Below are 17,514 nucleotides of genomic sequence, written 5' to 3' on the forward strand. Positions count from 1 at the left end.
TGCCACAAACACTTTTCATGGTCATATCCAACACGTAATTCGTATTTGGAGGCCATTTATGGCGCATATCACCTTCCGCACTTTTGCCACGACTCTGCTTGGGGCGGCTGCTTTTTCACTGTCCCTGCCCGCTGCGCATGCAGAAGAACAGGGCACCCTAAACCGTGCATGGAATGACACGCGCTCTGCCACCACCAATACGTGGGATAAGACGAAGCAGGGCACAGCCAAGGCATGGGATAAAACCAAAGAAGGGTCTGAAAAGGCCTGGAACAAGACCAAAAACGGAACCACAAACGCGTGGGACAAAACAAAGGACGGCGCCGACAAAACTTGGGATAAAACCAAGGATGGTTCCGAAAAGGCCTGGGACAAGACCAAAAGCGGAACCGCAAACGCGTGGGACAAAACGAAGGACGGCGCTGACAAGACTTGGGATAAAACCAAGGATGGTTCCGAAAAAGCCTGGGACAAGACCAAAAGCGGAACCGCAAACGCGTGGGACAAAACAAAGGACGGCGCCGACAAGGCTTGGGATAAAACCAAGGATGGCTCCGAAAAGGCTTGGGACAAGACCAAAAGCGGAACCGCAAACGCGTGGGACAAAACGAAGAACGGCGCTGACAAGACTTGGGATAAAACCAAGGATGGTTCCGAAAAGGCTTGGGACAAGACCAAAAACGGAACCGCAAACGCGTGGGACAAAACAAAGGATGGCGCTGACAAAGCGTGGGATAAAACCAAAAGCGGCACGGAAGATGCTGCGCAATCCACCAAAGACTGGGGCAAGCGCACAGGCAAAAAAATTGGAAACTGGACGAAGCAGGCTGGCCAGGACATCAGCAACACATTTTCGGGCGATAGCAAGTAAGATCGCCTAGGATTTGTCGGGGCAGGCTTATGCTTGTCCCGCTTTTTTACTGGCCTCGCGGTTCTTCATCAGGGCAAGGCTTTCTGGCTCTTTTTCATTGCTTGACGCTTACTGCGTAAAAAACTGATAAATCTTAAAAAAATACTTTTTAGTGCGTGATAGTATTCTTCAAAAACTGTCATGATTTCTCCTTTTTGTTTCTCTTATTAATCTTTGCTTACATGGCATGAATGTGGCTTGTTTCTGACTTTTATTAAGAAATTTTCTTCAATTGGGTTTTCATTGAAATGTCACACCCCAGAGACACGAAAGAGAGTAAACCGCGCCCAGAAAGTGCGTAGGAAGGTCTCATGCCTTATTTTACAAAACGTCTGCCTGTCTTGAAGACAAACGAAAAATGGCGCGAAGCCAGACGGGAGATGTGGCAGGAAACATTGCTTTATATTTGGCAGCAGCCTGACCAACACCCCCGCCTGCCAGTGAGTCGTGCTCCGGCGCCAGTAACGGGTACCCTACAAACGGTAAGCCCGCCGCAGGCCGCACAATAAGCGCTTTCGGGAATTAACAGCGAACACCCGCCGATCAAGTGGCCTGATGGTCTGTTCGGTCAAAGGATGAGTCGGCCCAATCATTGTGTGGGACCGCAATCGGCGGCAGACACACCCGCCCATTGACCCGGTGCAGACACATACTGATAGCAACATCAATGCCTGAATTTTTCCAGGCTGTCCGTGTAAAGTCTCCGCCATACAAAGCAGAAAAAACCCGTAGAGGGTAAAACCCGCCATCAAGCGGAAGCAGCATCTGTAGAAACTTTTCCGCGCAGGCTGGGGTGATAGTGTAGCAACAGCACCCTGCAAACGCCTCTATTTTAGGGGCTCCATAGCTTTTGCTTTTTAGAAACTGTTCTTTCTCTTTCTCAAACAGCACCGTGGCCTTTGGCAGACCATTGCCAAACGATATTTCCAACGGCCAATCGGAATTAAATCCAAATACAAAAATATCGAAATCTGGGTTTTGAGTAATCAGATCTTTTTGAATATCAAAAAAATCATCCGTCAGAACACTATCATCTTCCATAATTGTTATGGGCTGGCCGCTTTCAAGACACAGTTTCCATAACTGTATGTGAGATAACGCAACGGCCAGGCCTATTGCATCATAACAATTAGCTTCCAGAACCAGACCAGCCTGCACAAGATCAGATCTGGAGAGTACTTTCCCATCGACTGCCTCAAAAACAGATATCTTCTCTGCGTGGGGCTTATTGTCTCTCAAGAAGTTAGAGAGCCTGTCGGGTCTGGACTTCAAGTTGATAACATAGTGCTTCATGCTGGCATCCTGAAGGTTATCCTTGGTCTGACCCTACGCCATCTATCATAACGGCGTGAGCATCATCTACCATACGTCAATACTCAACTCCACAGCCGCAATGCCCCGGCTTCTTTTTTAGTTAGACTGTTCTTAAATAAAGAAATTTTTCTTGTTGTGATTAGAGAAAGGCAGTTCAAACGAAAGAACAAAGCAATTCGTTTTGTAAAATAAAAGTTACGGCAATACTTGCCGATTTTATGAAGGGGTCAGTCAGATTTTCAGCTATGAAGGTGTCATAACAACAAGAACAGAAGTTCCAACAATGGCACAATCTGACACACTCCTTGCCAACCCCGCCCCTCTTGGCCTGATGGGCTTTGGTATGACAACCGTTTTACTTAACCTTCATAATGCAGGACTGGTGCCCATGGGGGCGGCCATTCTGGGCATGGGCCTGATGTTTGGTGGCTTTGCCCAGATTATTGCAGGCGTTCTGGAATTCATGAAGGGTAATACGTTCGGCCTGACCGCTTTTACCGCCTATGGCGCGTTCTGGCTGTCTCTGGTCGCGCTGATCGCCCTGCCCAAGTTCAATATTGCTCCGGCCACAGACCCTAGCCTGATGGGAAGCTATCTGCTGGTGTGGGGACTGTTCACGTTCATCATGTTCCTTGGCACGCTGCGTGCAACACGGGCGCATCAGACAATTTTCGCGTCTCTGGTTGTGCTATTTGTACTGCTGGGACTGGGTGACCTGCTGGCAGAACCCAGCCTGACCCTGATTGCTGGATATGAAGGCATCTTCTGCGGCCTGTCAGCCATCTATCTGGCAGCAGCAGAAATTCTGGAAGCACAGTTTCATTACGCCGTGCTGCCCGTTGGCCCCTATTCTCCGCCACTGCGCGTGGCTGTGGCCTGATCCGGCATACACGTTAGGTTCTCCTGACTGACTTGTTCTCTGTATTCTCCGCTTCTTACTAAACCGACATCACAGACCCCACCCTTTACATTTGGGTGGGGTTTTTGTGTTTGGGTAAAGTGCCAGCATTGTCTGCTACTTTGCGCATAAAACCATGTGCTGGGTTGGCAATAGGTCTTTCTTAGTGGGAACAAACGCGCCTTATAAACGTCTATGTCCTTCATCCTTGGCGTAACGCTGTCTGGAAGAAGAGAAGTCACCATGCATATCCTCGCCCGCACAACATTTGCTGCCGCCAGTATTCTGCTTATGTTGCTGGCTGTCCTGCTGGTCGGGTTTGGTCTTTCTGATCTTGTCACCCAGCTTTTTCACCGGTCATGGCAATCTGCCCAGACGGCCGTTGTGCATGCCATCAGCTACGTGGTGATTGCACTGGCCGTTTTTGATGTGGCCAAATATTTCATGGAAGAAGAAGTGATTCTATCACGCGGCAAGCACACCCTTGCTGAAGCCCGTGTCAGCCTGACCAAATTCATTACCAGCATTATTATTGCTGTGTTTGTTGAAGGCCTGGTCGGTGTTTTTGAAACCCGCGGAGAGGGAGCCGCAACGGTGGTTTACCCAGCAGCCTTGCTTCTGGTTGCCACGCTGATGGTTCTGTCTTTGGGTATTTACTTGAAATTAAGCGTCCAAGCTGAAGGCGAAAAAAAGAAAGAACAGCTTGAAGACTAAAAAAACAGCGTCCCTGCCCATAACTGGCAGATTGCGTTGACATGGATAGGTTTTTGGGAAAACTGGAGCAGCCAAAGCTGCCGGATAAAGATGGTGGGCGCAACAGGGATTGAACCTGTGACCCCTACCATGTCAAGGTAGTGCTCTACCGCTGAGCTATGCGCCCACGATCTTTATCTGGGGCGCGTTCTATCCTTCTTGCGTTCAAAGCGCAACCCCACAATTATGCGTAAATGAAAAATATCGCCCACACCCTTATCCGTCGCGGCCTGAATCGGGTTTTTCCGGGCGATATCGCACCCTTAGCAACAGGTGCAGACACTATGACTGCTCCAGCCCCGGTCGTGTTTTCTGGTGGGCTGACGACGCCGCTTGTCCTGGCATCACCCCATTCTGGCCGATTTTACGCCGACTCATTTGTACAAAGCAGCCGACAGTCCTTGGCCTTGCTTCGCAGCGGGGAGGATAGTTTTGTGGAAGAACTCGCCGCCGACGCCCACGCCCTTGGACCAGCTCTGCTTCATGCCACTTTTCCCCGCTCCTTCTGCGATGTGAACCGGGCGGCGTGGGATCTGGACCCGCGTATGTTTACAGGCCCTATCCCGGCTTTTGTTAAAGCCACCCATCGCGGGTTATCTGGGCTAGGGTCTATTCCCCGTATTGTGGCTGACAACCGCTCAATCTACCGCACGCGCCTCCCGTTCATGGAGGCTGCGCTGCGTATCCGCGATTACTGGATGCCGTATCATGCAGCGCTGGCAGATACCCTCACCAAGACACAGGCGCAGCACGGTTTATGCCTGTTGCTGGACCTTCATTCCATGCCCGACACGCCAGACGCTCCCTCGCCCGATTTCGTTCTGGGCGATGGGCACGGCACAACCTGCGACGGCCGTTTTATCCAAACCGCAGAAGACATTTTGCGTGCGCTAGGATTCAAAACCACACGGAATGACCCTTATGCTGGCGGATATGTGACACGTCATTACGGCCGCCCCAGTCAGGGGCTGCATGTGTTGCAAATTGAAATGCGGCGCGGGCTTTATATGGATGAAACCACGCGGGAAAAAACAGAGAACTTCTCCGCTATCCAGAAAGCTCTGGCAATCCTTGCAAAAGCGCTGCTTGACGACCTTTCGACGCCGCCCCTCCGCAGCTAAGAGGCTCGGTCGCGCCTAATGTTTCCTCAATAAAAAAGCCTGCCAGCAGACGCTGACAGACTTTTCTGAAAACCGGGGTTCACTCTTTTCCTTACACCGACCGTGACGGTGCAAGAAACCCGACAAACACGCCTTAGCTGCGGCGGTTCGCTTTTATAAGGCCCGAGACAAATTCCCATCCACGGCCAACGTCGCGGATAACACGCGCAATGGCAGGGGCCGTGGTGGGGCGCAGCAGGCGCTGATCATACCCCGAAAAGCGGCGATCATCCTCGGCAAGGCACAGATCCATAAATTCCGGCAGGCTGAGCTGCACGTTGGCAATATCCTTGGCACCCGTGACGGTGAAGTTATTGTCCTGCGTATGCACTTCGCCTTTGTCATCCACGCTTTTGGCAAGGCTGAGGCGTTCGTACCCCAGAAAAGCCCAGACGGCCCAGACCTTTGCTTCAAAATACGGACGGCGATACCACGGCATGACGGCCCGGTACCAGGCCAGCCAGTTGGCGAACAGAAGAATATGACGGCATTCTTCCTGCATAACGGGCTCGAACGTATCAATCAGTTCGGCAGGGAAAAATTCAGAACGCTTGGCCAGTTCAAACAGCCCGAAGGCAAAGAAGCTGTCCACACATTCTGAAAAGCCCGTCACCAGATAGGCCCACTCAACATCCTTGGGCTCAATATACGGTGGCTCCGGGGCCATAGTAATGTTGTATGCCGCAACCAGCTTGGACAAAACTTCCTTGTGCCGGTTTTCTTCCCACGCATTGCGGGAAATTGCGTCCTTGATATCCGGGTCCTGCACCAGCCGGGCATAGGCGGCCATACGCAGGCGGGCCTTCCCTTCTGTCTGCACGGCAATATCCCAGATAGGCAGGGACGTGACACGGTGCAGGGTTTCCGGGTCAAGTTTGGGCCAGTCGATAACAGATGGCTTGTAGGGATTGAACGTGTCGCGAAACATCTGGGCGATGGCGCGTTTGTGTTCGTCCGAACCCGGCTTCAGTGGCCCCTGAGCCGGGCTGACCCAGTGGCGGGCACGGTAATCAGCCTCGACCACGGCATCGCTATTCGGCGGGGGTGGCAGATCATCAATGCTGTCTGGCAGGCGGGAATAGATATCTGAAAGAGAACCCATTGTCAGGAACCCATGTGCTGGGAGCGCATCCCCTTCCCCTCGCCCCATAATGCGCTGTGCCGCGCGGGCGAAAGGCAGGAGAAAAGCCCGGGAGAACAAATTCTCAAGCCCCCTGCCCTGTGAGGGCGGGAGGCCGAGATGTTCTTCGATTTAGTGAAGATCAGAAAGCTGGGAAATGATCTTGGTCACTAAGCCATAATCAATCGCTTCCTGAGCGGACATCCAGTAGTTACGATCTGTGTCCTTGGCGATTTTTTCGTACGTCTGGCCTGTTTCACGGGCGAACAGACGGTTCAGACGTTCACGCATTTTAATGATTTCGCGCGCTTCGATATCGATATCTGTTGCCGGACCACGCACACCACCCATTGGCTGATGCAGCAGGAAGCGTGTGTTGGGCAGGCAGAAGCGGCGGTCTTTGTGGCCTGCTGCAAAAATCAGCGCGCCCGCAGACGCTACCCACCCCGTGCCGATCATGTTCACCGGGGCAATCGAATCGACAAAGCGGATCATGTCATGAATCGTGTCACCACTTTCCACATGCCCACCCGGGGAATTTACGTACACATCAATCGGCTTGTCAGACTCGCCAGCCAGCGCCAGCAGGCGGCCCGTTACGTCACGGGCGACCTTGTCATTAATACCACCGAAAATAAGCACTTTGCGCTGCTTGAACAGCTTGTGCTCAAGCTCACCAGCGGGGGCGCCGGGGGCTTTCACATCGTCTTTTTCGGGGGTTTCCGGTGCATCCGGTTCATCATCCAGCCTGATGGTGTCGCGGGGAATCATACCCGTCATGCCTGTCTCCGCATGGTGTGTGTCTCTGGTCATACGTCTTATCCTGCGCCGCCTGCGCGCTTGTGCCAAGGGGCAATCATGCGCAGCGGCATACTCCGGCCACAGGTGATCTCGCCACAACGGGCGTAAGGCGGTAAGGTGCCCCCTGATTTTCATCTGGCTTAGTCCTCTGGCCCAACGGAGCATCCGTCCCATTATGCAGCAAGAGCGCCCTGAACAGAACCGGCAGAACCGGCAGCCCGTTCGCACCGTTCTTTTTCAGGCAGGCGCTGCCAGCACGGACACCGACACAGCGGGGGCTGTGCATCAGCCAACCCCGCAGACCGGTTGCGGTATCATGGGGCCGGTTCGGCTGGGGCTGATGGTGACAACAGGCCTGCTGGTATTGGGCGGCTGCCGCCATCAGGATGCCGTGGACAGCACGCTGGAATGGACGCAGAAAATGCGCGGCGGCGTTATTGCTACACAGCGTCCCCCGCCACCGGGCCGGTATGATCCCTACCCCCACGTCGGGCTGACACCGACAAAAGCGCCTGATCTGCCATCACCACAGGCACGGGCCATGTTGACTGAACAACTGATCCGTGACCGCAACCTGACCTACCGCACGGTTGCGGCCAACGGCACGCTAACGCCCGTTATTCCGCCCCCACCGAACGCAGCGGCAGCCCCCAAGCCTGATGCCGGAAAAGCCGCCGCTAGTTCACCCGCACAGAACGCAGGCGCAGCAGCCAAAAACGCTGCGACAAATGGGGCACCCGGCAAACCGGGTGACGCCGCAGCCACACCGGATCAAGATGCGCCCAGCCTGCCACCGGGTATGTCGGGTGCCATTATGGATGCGGCTGAATCTTCCCCAACGCAGGATGCGCAGAAAACCGCGGCCGCCACACAACAGGACGCGAAGGCCGCGACTGATGCCGCGGCAAAAGCCGCCAAAGCCAAGAAGAAGGCGGATCAGGCCGGACAGGACGCAGACATGCCTGAACTGTCCATGCCTGAAGTGAGCAACAACGCACAAAAACCGTCCACACCGCCCGCTGCTATTCCGCAGATTCCGGCCGGGCCACCTGCCCCACCTGAATTTCCCGGTTTTGACGTGCCCTCTGACGCCAACCTGCGTGATGCCCCCCGCCCGAATTATGATCTGAACGAGCCCAAAGGCACGGCCCTGCACTTTATGCCGCAGTCTGACCAGCTTTCATCAGGTCAGGACGACACACTCGCCAAACTGGTGCAGAAAACACCACATGGGCCGTTTTATGTGAGGGGCTTTGGGAATTCAGCATCACTCTCTGCGCAAGATCAGGCCGATGCTGTGCAGCTTGGCCTGTTGCGGGCCGAACGCGTGTCAAAAGAACTGATCAAACATGGGGTGCCGTCTGACACCATTCATATCCGTGGGGATGCTTTTGGTACCGGGGTGCGGGTCGCTAACTCACCCTGATGCGCGGCTCTTCTAGACCAGTGGCAACACTGACTGATACTGCGCCCGCTGCATGGCCGGGAAACTGGAGACCGCAAAACCTTGCCAGCCATGCGTTGGCAAGCCAGCAAACAGGCCATGGGGGAGTTGCCTGATCCGTTTCTGCCATTACTATGTTTTTGCTCCGTAATCGTGCGGGATATGAACCCCCTTATTCAGGGCCCATGACGTCAATGACTGAAGAATTCCATCGCATCCGCCGCCTGCCGCCTTATGTCTTTGCCTCGGTAAACCAGGCCAAAGCGGCAGCCCGAGCCCGGGGCGAGGATATTATTGACCTTGGCATGGGCAACCCTGACAGCCCCACCCCGCCCCACATTGTGGAAAAGCTGGTGGAAACGGTGCAGAATCCGCGTGCGCATGGCTATTCAGTCAGCAAGGGGATTCCGGGCCTGCGGAAGGCACTGGCCGGATATTACGAACGCCGCTTCAACGTGAAGCTTGACCCAGAGCGTGAGGTCATTGCCACCCTTGGGTCAAAGGAAGGGCTGGCCAATCTGGCATCAGCCATTACCAGCCCGGGTGACACCATTCTGGTGCCTAATCCGTCTTACCCCATTCATCAGTTCGGGTTTATTATTGCCGGGGCGTCCGTTCGCTCTATCCCGGCCACGCCAGATGACAACATGCTGCGCGCACTTGAGCGCGCCGTGCGCCATTCCGTGCCAAAACCGACGGCGCTGATTGTCAATTTCCCGTCTAACCCGACCGCCTATCTGGCTGATCTGGATTTTTACAAGGAACTGGTGGCCTTTGCCCGTCGGGAAGAAATTTTCATTCTGTCTGATCTGGCATACGCTGAAATCTACTTTGGCGATCTGGTGCCCCCGTCTATTCTGGCCGTGCCGGGCGCCAAGGACATTGCGGTCGAATTCACATCCCTTTCAAAAACATACTGCATGGCAGGCTGGCGCATGGGCTTTGCCGCCGGGAACGAACGACTGATTTCCGCGCTGACTCGGATTAAATCCTATCTGGACTACGGGGCCTTCACCCCTATTCAGGTGGCAGCCGTTGCCGCGCTGAACGGCCCACAGGATTGCGTAGCCGACATCCGCGCCCTGTATAAGGAACGACGCGATGTGCTGATCCGTGGGCTGCATGCCGCGGGATGGGATGTGCCGTCGCCTGAAGGCTCGATGTTCGCGTGGGCCCCTATTCCCGAACAGTTCCGTGATTTGGGAAGTGTGGAATTCTCCAAACTGTTGCTGAAGGAAGCTGGGGTGGCTGTGGCCCCCGGTCTGGGCTTTGGCGAACATGGGGAAGGCTTTGTGCGTATCGGGCTGGTTGAAAATACCCAGCGTCTGCGTCAGGCCACACGCGCCATTCGTGGCTTTCTTTCAGCGCATGGGGTGAAGCCTGCCGCACCCTCTGTCTCTTCTTCTGCCCCTTCTTCTGCCAGCAAGCCGGAGCCTGTCCAATCGTGAGCGTTTCTTCCTCCTCTTCTCCTCTTCGTCTTGGTATTGCTGGACTTGGCACGGTCGGTGCCGGGGTTATTCACCTGCTTGAAACCAATGCAGAGCTGATTACGGCCCGTGCAGGCCGGTCCTTGCATGTTGTGGCTGTCAGCGCCCGCGACCGCACGCGTGACCGTGGGGTAAACCTGTCTGGCCTGCGCTGGTATGATAACGCGGTTGATCTGGTCTCCGACCCGGACGTTGACGTGGTGGTTGAACTGATTGGCGGGGCCGAAGGTCAGGCCCGTGCGCTGGTTGAAGCAGCTTTGGCTGCTGGCAAACCGGTTGTGACCGCCAACAAGGCCCTGCTGGCCATTCATGGCCCGGCACTGGCAAAAGTCAGTGCGGAAAAATCGGCCCCGCTTCTGTTTGAAGCCGCTGTGGCTGGGGGCATCCCTGCGATCAAGACCGTGCGTGAAGGGCTGGCGGCTGACCGTCTGTTGCGTATTGGCGGCATTCTGAACGGCACCTGCAATTATATTTTGACCGTCATGCGGGAAACCGGGAAGGATTTTGGCACGGTTCTGGCTGACGCCCAGAAGCTTGGCTATGCCGAAGCCGATCCCTCGACCGATATTGATGGGCTGGATGCTGCGCACAAACTGACTATTCTGGCCGGGCTGGCTTTTGGCCGCCCCGTAGCGTTTGACAGTGTGCACGTTGAGGGCATTCGCCGTATTGGCGCAGCAGACCTGAATTTTGCCCGCAAGCTGGGCTATCGCATCAAGCTGCTGGGGTTGGCCCGTATGGGGGATGCCGGGCTTGAAGCCCGCGTGACCCCTTGCCTTGTGCCTGAAGATGCCCCCATTGCACAGGTTGATGGCGTCTTTAACGCGGTTGTGGCCGAAGGCGCTTTTGCGGGCCGCCTGATGATTGAAGGCCGTGGGGCCGGGGCTGGCCCAACCGCCAGTGCCGTTACGGCTGATCTGATTGATATTGCCCGTGGCAACCATATTCCCGTCTGGGGTGTACAGGCTGCTGATATTACGTCTGTACAGGCTTGCCCTCTTTCTGCCGGAAAAGGCGCGTTTTATCTGCGCCTGCGGGTAGAAGACCGACCGGGCGTGATTGCTGACATCACCGCCGTGTTGCGAGACTGTGGTGTTTCGTTGCGCAGCATGTTGCAGCCCACGCCTGAAAAGAATGACACCGCCCCGCATGTGCCGCTTGTTCTGGTTACGCACCAGACATCAGAAGCAGCCATGCAGGATGCCGTGACGCGCATTGATGGCCTTGATGTGGTGACGGACACCCCGGTGATGATCCGGATTGAAACGGACTGACAGCAGGTTGGAACATCCTTCTGCCTGACTGTTGATCCACGCCTTGAAAATATGAGGATTTCTTTTGATGTCTGACACGACCGAGCCGAAACAGTTTGTTGTTTCTGACCGCAATCTGGCTCTTGAACTGGTGCGCGTTACAGAAGCCGCAGCCCTTGCTTCCTCTCACTGGACGGGGCGCGGCAAAAAGAACGATGCTGACGGCGCGGCGGTTGAAGCCATGCGCGTTGCCTTTGACACCGTAGCCATTGACGGCACAGTTGTGATTGGTGAAGGCGAAATGGACGAAGCACCGATGCTGTATATCGGTGAAAAAGTGGGCGCTGGTGGCCCGGCCATGGATATTGCGGTTGATCCGCTTGAAGGCACCAATCTGTGCGCCAAGGATATGCCGAACGCCATTACGGTTGTGGCTCTGGCTGAAAAAGGGAATTTCCTGCACGCGCCAGACGTTTACATGGACAAGATTGTTGTTGGCCCCAATCTGCCCGACGGTGTGGTTGACCTTGAATCCTCCATTGAAAACAACCTGCGTAATCTGGCCCGCGCCAAAGGCAAGGATATTGCCGATATTGTTCTGTGCACGCTTGACCGTGAACGGCACGAGGAACTGATTGCCAAAACCCGTGAAGCCGGTGCCCGCGTACGGCTGTTAAGCGATGGCGACGTAGCGGCCGCCATTGCCGCGTGTATGGATAACAGTCAGGTCGATATTTATGCAGGTTCGGGCGGTGCGCCAGAAGGTGTTCTGGCTGCGGCTGCTGTTCGTTGCGTTGAAGGTCAGATGCAGGGACGCCTGCTGTTTGAAGATGACGCCCAGCGTGACCGTGCGCAGAAAATGAACCCGGGCAAAGACCCTGACCGCAAACTGGGCCTGCATGACATGGCTGCGGGGTCTGTTCTGTTCTCCGCTACCGGGGTAACGTCTGGCACGCTGCTGCGCGGGATTCGACGCCTGCCAACACATGCTGTGACACATTCACTGGTCATGCGGTCAAAGTCTGGCACAGTGCGCTTTATTGAAGGCCACCACAATTTTGGCACCAAGACATGGACGCCAAAATAAGGTTTGCCTGATTTATACGCCGCATTGCCAGACATGAACGTCATGACACCCCTCAACGGCACGGACCAGACGGAAGCCCGTGCCGCACTGGGCGTTGATGCCAGCCTGACCGGACGCCGCTGGATGTGGCGGCCGGGGGCAGACAGCCCTGATCTGATGCGCCTGGGGGCTGCCATTGCCCAACGGGCCGGGCTGCCTGAAATTGTCGGGCGGCTGCTGGCATTGCGGGGCCTTTCGTTAGACAATGCAGCTGATTTTCTGGACCCGAAATTACGGGCCCTGATGCCTAATCCCTCCATTCTGCATGATATGGATGTTGCGGCTGCCCGCATGGCAAAGGCTGTTCAACAAGCAGAAACCATTGGTATTTTCGGCGATTATGACGTGGATGGCGCGTGCGCTTCCGGCATTTTGGCCTCTTTTTTTGAAGAACTGGGATGCGCGGTTCACACCCATATTCCTGACCGCATGACAGAAGGCTACGGCCCCAATGTGCCCGCCCTTGAGGGGTTAGTGGCACAAGGCGCGGCCCTTCTGGTCTGTGTCGATTGCGGGACTGCGGCTGCTGATATTCTGAACCAGATGGCAGGCAAAGCTGATCTGGTGGTGCTTGACCACCATAAATCTGAAGATGCGCTGCCCGCCATTCTGGCCACGGTCAACCCCAACCGTCCTGACTGTTCATCCGGGTTGGGGCATATCTGTGCGGCGGCGCTGGCGTTTCTGGCCGCAGTTGCCACAGCGCGTGACCTTCGCACTGCGGGATGGTTTGAAAACCATCCTGCCCCAGACCTGATGCGCCAGCTTGATCTGGTCGCATTGGCAACCGTGTGTGACGTCATGCCGCTACAGGGGTTAAACCGGGCTTTTGTAGCGCAGGGCCTGAAAATTATGGCCCGACGCCAGCGCACAGGTCTGGCCGCACTGATGGAAATTGCGGGTGTGACCAAAGCGCCCGATGCGTTTTCCTGCGGGTTTGCGCTGGGGCCACGCATCAATGCCGGGGGCCGCATTGCGGAAGCCGCACTAGGGCTTCGGCTTTTACGCAGTGAAGATGCGCACGAAGCCAAAATCATGGCTGAACGTCTGGATGCTGTGAACCGCCGCCGTCAGGGCGTGGAAGCGGATATTCTGGATCTGGCCATGCAGCAGGCCGCTGCCCAACGGGACGCCGGACACCCCGTTATCTTTTTGGCCGGAAAAGACTGGCACCCCGGCGTGGTAGGTATTGTCGCAGGCCGTATCAAGGAACAGTTCAACCGCCCGGCTTTGGTTGGTGCCACACAGGACGATGGCTCAATCAAAGGGTCGGGCCGGTCTGTGCCAGGGCTTGATCTGGGCACCGTTATTATTGCAGCACGTCAGGCCGGGTTGCTGACAACTGGCGGCGGCCATGCCATGGCGGCAGGATTTTCGCTTCCGGCTGATAACATCGACGCCTTTCATACCTTCCTTGATGAACGGCTGGCCGGTGCCGCCGAACTGCCTGACGCTGTTGATCTGGAAATTGACGCGGCCCTGTCTGTCGCCGGTGCGACGGTTGAACTGGCCCAGAACATGGCCAGCCTAGCCCCGTTTGGCGCGGGCAATGCCGAGCCACTGGTCGCGCTCTCGCACGTGCAGATTGTCAAATCTGATCGCATTGGGCGCGATGGCAACACGTTACGCCTGTTATTGAAAGGGTCTGACGGCGGCCGCCTGAAAGCTCTGCTGTTCCGTGCAGGCGACAACCCGTTGGCCCCAACGCTTGAGGACACCACGCGCCCCCCACTGCATCTGGCCGGTTATTTGCGGGCTGAAAGCTGGAATGGCCGCACAGACGTTACCTTCTTCATTCAGGATGCCGCCCGCGCATAACAGTCTGTTGGCGATGGTATTGGGGCCTTAGGGCCAAGCACAGGAAGTGCCATACGCTGAGTAGATGGTAGATCCGGCTACGCTTTTTCCGGTTTCAATCTGGTCTCTGACCGTCGCTGCCCAACATCTCCAAAATATAAGCTGGGCAGAAAACCGGCTCTAAAGACCAGAGCGCGGTCGCCTGCGCCGGAGAAAATTCCTGCCTTAATTGATCACCGCCTGTATGCGTCGTCACATCGGTTAGCGGTGCGAAGGTATGTTCAGGCGCTCCGTTCTGTGGCGAAACGGATACCCAGCCCCATGAACGCAACGCCGGCAACCCGGTCTATCCACTGCCGGCATCGCAGAAACATGGCAGAGAACCGACGCAGGCTTAGCAATGTTGCGACCAGTGCGTACCATCCTATTGCCATACCAAACATCATCACCACGCAGGAAAGCCCAAGCCCCATGGACGCCTGTTGCGGCAAAGACGCTGCAAAAAGTGATGTGACAAAAACCGGCACCTTCGGGTTCGCAAGGTTTGTCAGCAGCCCCATACGGAAGCCCTTTACGGTTTCCATATTTGGTGCAGACTGCATGGTGTCTTCCGGCTGTTTTTTCCAGCTCCCAACAAACAGCCTGACCCCCAGCGCGAACAGATACAAACCGCCCCCTATTTTCAAAACCAGATAAAGCCAGGGTGCCGCTACAAACAAAGCCCGAATACCAAAGAAACCGGCCAAGCCCCACAGCCCGACCCCAACCGCAATACCCAATGCCGCCCGAAGTGCTGCCATACGGCCCTGCAAAATGGCGAGCCGTGTCACAAGGAGAAAATCGAGACCCGGCATGATTGTGACGACAATCCAAAGTGCGGCAATACTGCTGATAACGGAAAGATCTTGCGTGAAAGTCATAGGGTTCTTTTCGGTTGAGGGACGTCAAAACAGAGGTGATGGGGGCATTCTTATCGCCCCTGACGGGCCAGCACGACAAGAGATTTGACGGCATTGCCTGAAAATGAAACAGAACCTGACATTCTTACCGCCGGAGCCTAAGCATGAGCGTGCAGCCTATTGTCTTCTTCCCCGACCAACGCCTGAGACAGTGTGCAGCCGCCGTCACAACTTTTGACAGCGCTTTACGCACACTGGCGCAGGATTTACTGGATACCATGCGGGCCGCACCCGGCATTGGCATTACCGGCCCCCATATTGGCGCGATGCACCGTGTCGTTGTGTTAGACCTTCCCGATGGCAGCGGCCCAAAGACCTACGTTAACCCGGAACTGGTCTGGCTGTCTGATGACATCGTGCAGGAAGAAGAAGGCAGCATCTCTCTGCCCGGTGTCACAGAAGATGTAGAACGCGCCGCCAAGGTGCATGTCCGATATCAGGATCTGGATGGCACCTTCCATATGGAAGAGGCTGACGGTCTGCGGGCCGTATGCCACCAGCATGAGATTGACCAACTGAACGGTGTTTTCTGGTTGCAGAAACTCTCAAGCCTGCGGCGTAATCGGGTTATGGCGCGTTATGCCAAACTTCAAAAAAGCAAAAACGCTTCCTGACGTCTGATATATGGCAGAGTCATCAGGCACGATGCCTGCGCGCCATGGAACATCTAAGCGAAGGTGCGAGTGTGACGGATGTTGCCTTTGATGTGGGATATGACAATGTTAGTGCGTTTATAGCCATGTTCCGCCGGGTAACAGGCATGACACCGGGCCAGTTTAGCCAAAACCGTTAATCAGCATTGCTAATCAGGGCCGTTAATCAGCCCTGCACATAGACCCATGCTTTTTTGCCTGACGCCAACGGCACTTCTATCCGCTTATAATCCGCGACCTCATAGGCATCCGCTGCCTGTAATTCGGCGGCAGTAATCGAAAATACCTTGCCTTCAACTTTATCTTCCGGGTTATTGCTTGGGCTGACTACCGGGTGAAAGCGCTTGCCACTTGCCTGAATCACCGCCGGGTCCGTAATTTCAAGCATGTCTGTGCGATAGCCGAGCATGGCGTCATCCTCACCACACAGCAGACGCCCAAAGGATGAAAGCTGAACGCCCTCCTGCTGCAATGTGCCGTAAGAAAACAACAGAACTATTGGCCGCTCTGACATAACCGTTCTTTCCTTGAAACGTTGAGACAGACTGCATGGTGGTTGCTGGGGATGACCCCTTACCCTTGGTTCAGATTGGCTGATATCCCTGCCAGGCCGCTGTCACAGGAGCCCCTTCAGCCTGAGGTGTCAGGTGGATGTAGAGACCATCAATCTGTTCAAGCGGAATACAATCATCCACTTCCATAAAGTTGTCCCTGTGCTGATGGTCACAATGGGTCAACAGCGTCTTCTTCGCGCGCGCCTTTGCTTCTTCCGCTGTGGAGGCCACAAGAAATGTAAATTCATGCTCCTCGCGCAAGGCACCGGGCATGTACCCGCCCATATTGATAAAATAGAGGGTTTTGTCGGTATCCTGTTTCTCTGTGCTCAGGGTTACGGCATGGCCGTCTGCCCAACTGACAAGACCATAGGCATCAATGTGCAAGGATTTACGCGTGCCATACCAACGCTGGCCTAAAGAGGCATGGGCATCTTCCGGTTTTTCAGCAACAGCAAACTGCACGTCATGCACTTCAATATTTGCTCCCGGAGCGGCCCCGCCCAGATAGAAAACATACAGATTCATAGCTGTGTTTTTCCTCCCAATTTTTACATATCACGTAACAAGGGCATGCCCGGATACAATGAAGATGCTGCGGGCTGCCGCCCCTGTGCTCGTTTTTGCTGCCTTTAAGAATAACGCTGCGTCAGATACCAGCTTAGATGCATTCTGACGGCAGGCCATTCCGTGGCGGTAATGCTATAGACGCAGGTATCACGCAGGGATCCATCGGGCATGCGGCTATGACACCTTAAAATACCGTCAAGTTTGGCACCCAGCCGTTCAATGGCGCGCCTGCTGGTCTGGTTCAGCACATGGGTGCGCAATTCAACGGCAAGACAATTCAGCGCCTCAAATGCATGAGAAAGCAGCAGAAACTTGGCTTCTGTATTGAGTGGAGTGCGCCGAACGCTGGCGGCATACCAAGTGCCCCCAATTTCCACACGCGGGCTGACACGGTCTATATTCATCAGCGTTGTCATGCCAACAATCCGGTTTTCTGGCAGGCTGACAACTGTATAGGGCAACATGGTTCCGGCCTGCTGCAGGGACAGCCTGCGCGTTATATCCTGCTCTATCCCTTCCGGTTTGGGCACGATTGTGCACCATGTTTCCCACACTTTCCCGTCCTGAACGGCGGCACGCAGCCCTTCGGCATGGTCAGGACTAAGCGGAACAAGTTTGACGTGCTGCCCTGTAAGGCAGACTGGATGAGTCGGAACGGTGGAAGAAAACACGGCAGAATTTCCAGACTGGCATTGCGCAATGCGGGTACATAAAA

At 55.3% G+C, this 17,514-nt stretch carries 18 protein-coding genes and 1 tRNA gene; 11 read left to right on the forward strand and 8 right to left on the reverse strand.

What is annotated here, in order from left to right:
* The first annotated feature begins 58 nt into the window (after positions 1 to 58).
* On the forward strand, positions 59 to 871 hold the full coding sequence (locus Abin_RS06445) for a phage tail tape measure protein (RefSeq protein ID WP_258027417.1): 813 nt from the start codon (positions 59 to 61) through the stop codon (positions 869 to 871).
* Between the two features lie 582 nt (positions 872 to 1,453).
* Here the strand turns inward: Abin_RS06445 and Abin_RS06450 are convergent.
* A complete protein-coding gene (locus Abin_RS06450; RefSeq protein WP_084593498.1) occupies positions 1,454 to 2,203 on the reverse strand; it encodes a glycosyltransferase family 25 protein in 750 nt (249 codons plus the stop codon).
* Positions 2,204 to 2,507: 304 nt separating this feature from the next.
* Between Abin_RS06450 and Abin_RS06455 the strand changes: the two genes are divergently transcribed.
* Complete coding sequence (locus Abin_RS06455) at positions 2,508 to 3,104, forward strand: acetate uptake transporter (RefSeq protein ID WP_048845547.1); 597 nt, start codon at positions 2,508 to 2,510, stop codon at positions 3,102 to 3,104.
* Positions 3,105 to 3,365: 261 nt separating this feature from the next.
* On the forward strand, positions 3,366 to 3,836 hold the full coding sequence (locus Abin_RS06460; protein WP_048845548.1) for a hypothetical protein: 471 nt from the start codon (positions 3,366 to 3,368) through the stop codon (positions 3,834 to 3,836).
* A 91-nt stretch (positions 3,837 to 3,927) separates the two neighbouring features.
* Here the strand turns inward: Abin_RS06460 and Abin_RS06465 are convergent.
* Positions 3,928 to 4,002: transfer RNA gene (locus tag Abin_RS06465), tRNA-Val, on the reverse strand.
* Positions 4,003 to 4,069: 67 nt separating this feature from the next.
* On the opposite strand from Abin_RS06465, the gene Abin_RS06470 reads away from it, so the two are divergent.
* The gene (locus Abin_RS06470; protein WP_048845549.1) at positions 4,070 to 4,996 is read left to right on the forward strand and encodes an N-formylglutamate amidohydrolase; all 927 of its coding nucleotides are present in this window, start codon (positions 4,070 to 4,072) and stop codon (positions 4,994 to 4,996) included.
* A 133-nt stretch (positions 4,997 to 5,129) separates the two neighbouring features.
* Here the strand turns inward: Abin_RS06470 and Abin_RS06475 are convergent, their stop codons facing one another.
* Both Abin_RS06475 and Abin_RS06480 read right to left on the reverse strand, forming a co-directional pair.
* Positions 5,130 to 6,137: a ferritin family protein gene (locus tag Abin_RS06475; RefSeq protein WP_048845576.1), complete on the reverse strand. Its 1,008-nt coding sequence runs from the start codon at positions 6,135 to 6,137 to the stop codon at positions 5,130 to 5,132.
* A 150-nt stretch (positions 6,138 to 6,287) separates the two neighbouring features.
* A complete protein-coding gene (locus Abin_RS06480) occupies positions 6,288 to 6,968 on the reverse strand; it encodes an ATP-dependent Clp protease proteolytic subunit (protein WP_174766869.1) in 681 nt (226 codons plus the stop codon).
* 163 nt (positions 6,969 to 7,131) lie between these two features.
* Here Abin_RS06480 and Abin_RS06485 point away from each other — a divergent pair, with 163 nt between their 5' ends.
* The 5 genes from Abin_RS06485 to recJ all read left to right on the forward strand — a co-directional run bounded on the left by Abin_RS06485 (position 7,132) and on the right by recJ (position 14,084).
* On the forward strand, positions 7,132 to 8,382 hold the full coding sequence (locus tag Abin_RS06485; RefSeq protein ID WP_146867708.1) for an OmpA family protein: 1,251 nt from the start codon (positions 7,132 to 7,134) through the stop codon (positions 8,380 to 8,382).
* Between the two features lie 212 nt (positions 8,383 to 8,594).
* Entirely contained in the window at positions 8,595 to 9,848 is a 1,254-nt protein-coding gene (locus Abin_RS06490) for an LL-diaminopimelate aminotransferase (RefSeq protein WP_048845550.1), read from the forward strand.
* Positions 9,845 to 11,161, forward strand: a complete 1,317-nt coding sequence (locus Abin_RS06495; RefSeq protein WP_048845551.1) for a homoserine dehydrogenase — start codon at positions 9,845 to 9,847, stop codon at positions 11,159 to 11,161. Before Abin_RS06490 ends, Abin_RS06495 begins: the two co-directional genes overlap by 4 nt.
* Positions 11,162 to 11,228: 67 nt before the next feature.
* Positions 11,229 to 12,227: a class II fructose-bisphosphatase gene (glpX, locus tag Abin_RS06500; RefSeq protein ID WP_048845552.1), complete on the forward strand. Its 999-nt coding sequence runs from the start codon at positions 11,229 to 11,231 to the stop codon at positions 12,225 to 12,227.
* Positions 12,228 to 12,260: 33 nt separating this feature from the next.
* The gene (gene recJ / locus Abin_RS06505; protein WP_048845553.1) at positions 12,261 to 14,084 is read left to right on the forward strand and encodes a single-stranded-DNA-specific exonuclease RecJ; all 1,824 of its coding nucleotides are present in this window, start codon (positions 12,261 to 12,263) and stop codon (positions 14,082 to 14,084) included.
* Positions 14,085 to 14,344: 260 nt separating this feature from the next.
* On the opposite strand, the gene Abin_RS06510 is transcribed toward recJ, so the two are convergent.
* On the reverse strand, positions 14,345 to 14,983 hold the full coding sequence (locus tag Abin_RS06510) for a LysE family translocator (protein WP_084593500.1): 639 nt from the start codon (positions 14,981 to 14,983) through the stop codon (positions 14,345 to 14,347).
* A gap of 143 nt (positions 14,984 to 15,126) precedes the next feature.
* Here Abin_RS06510 and Abin_RS06515 point away from each other — a divergent pair, with 143 nt between their 5' ends.
* Both Abin_RS06515 and Abin_RS06520 read left to right on the forward strand, forming a co-directional pair.
* A complete protein-coding gene (locus Abin_RS06515) occupies positions 15,127 to 15,636 on the forward strand; it encodes a peptide deformylase (protein ID WP_048845554.1) in 510 nt (169 codons plus the stop codon).
* An 8-nt stretch (positions 15,637 to 15,644) separates the two neighbouring features.
* Complete coding sequence (locus Abin_RS06520) at positions 15,645 to 15,815, forward strand: helix-turn-helix domain-containing protein (RefSeq protein WP_373321496.1); 171 nt, start codon at positions 15,645 to 15,647, stop codon at positions 15,813 to 15,815.
* 26 nt (positions 15,816 to 15,841) lie between these two features.
* Here Abin_RS06520 and Abin_RS06525 read toward each other — a convergent pair whose 3' ends face one another.
* The 3 genes from Abin_RS06525 to Abin_RS06535 form a co-directional block, all read right to left on the reverse strand.
* Complete coding sequence (locus Abin_RS06525; protein ID WP_048845555.1) at positions 15,842 to 16,189, reverse strand: gamma-glutamylcyclotransferase family protein; 348 nt, start codon at positions 16,187 to 16,189, stop codon at positions 15,842 to 15,844.
* 70 nt (positions 16,190 to 16,259) lie between these two features.
* Entirely contained in the window at positions 16,260 to 16,757 is a 498-nt protein-coding gene (locus Abin_RS06530) for a DUF1543 domain-containing protein (RefSeq protein ID WP_048845556.1), read from the reverse strand.
* 104 nt (positions 16,758 to 16,861) lie between these two features.
* On the reverse strand, positions 16,862 to 17,470 hold the full coding sequence (locus Abin_RS06535; RefSeq protein WP_048845580.1) for a GNAT family N-acetyltransferase: 609 nt from the start codon (positions 17,468 to 17,470) through the stop codon (positions 16,862 to 16,864).
* Positions 17,471 to 17,514 lie beyond the last annotated feature (44 nt).

It is taken from the genome of Acetobacter indonesiensis (assembly GCF_000963945.1).
Classification (GTDB): domain Bacteria; phylum Pseudomonadota; class Alphaproteobacteria; order Acetobacterales; family Acetobacteraceae; genus Acetobacter; species Acetobacter indonesiensis.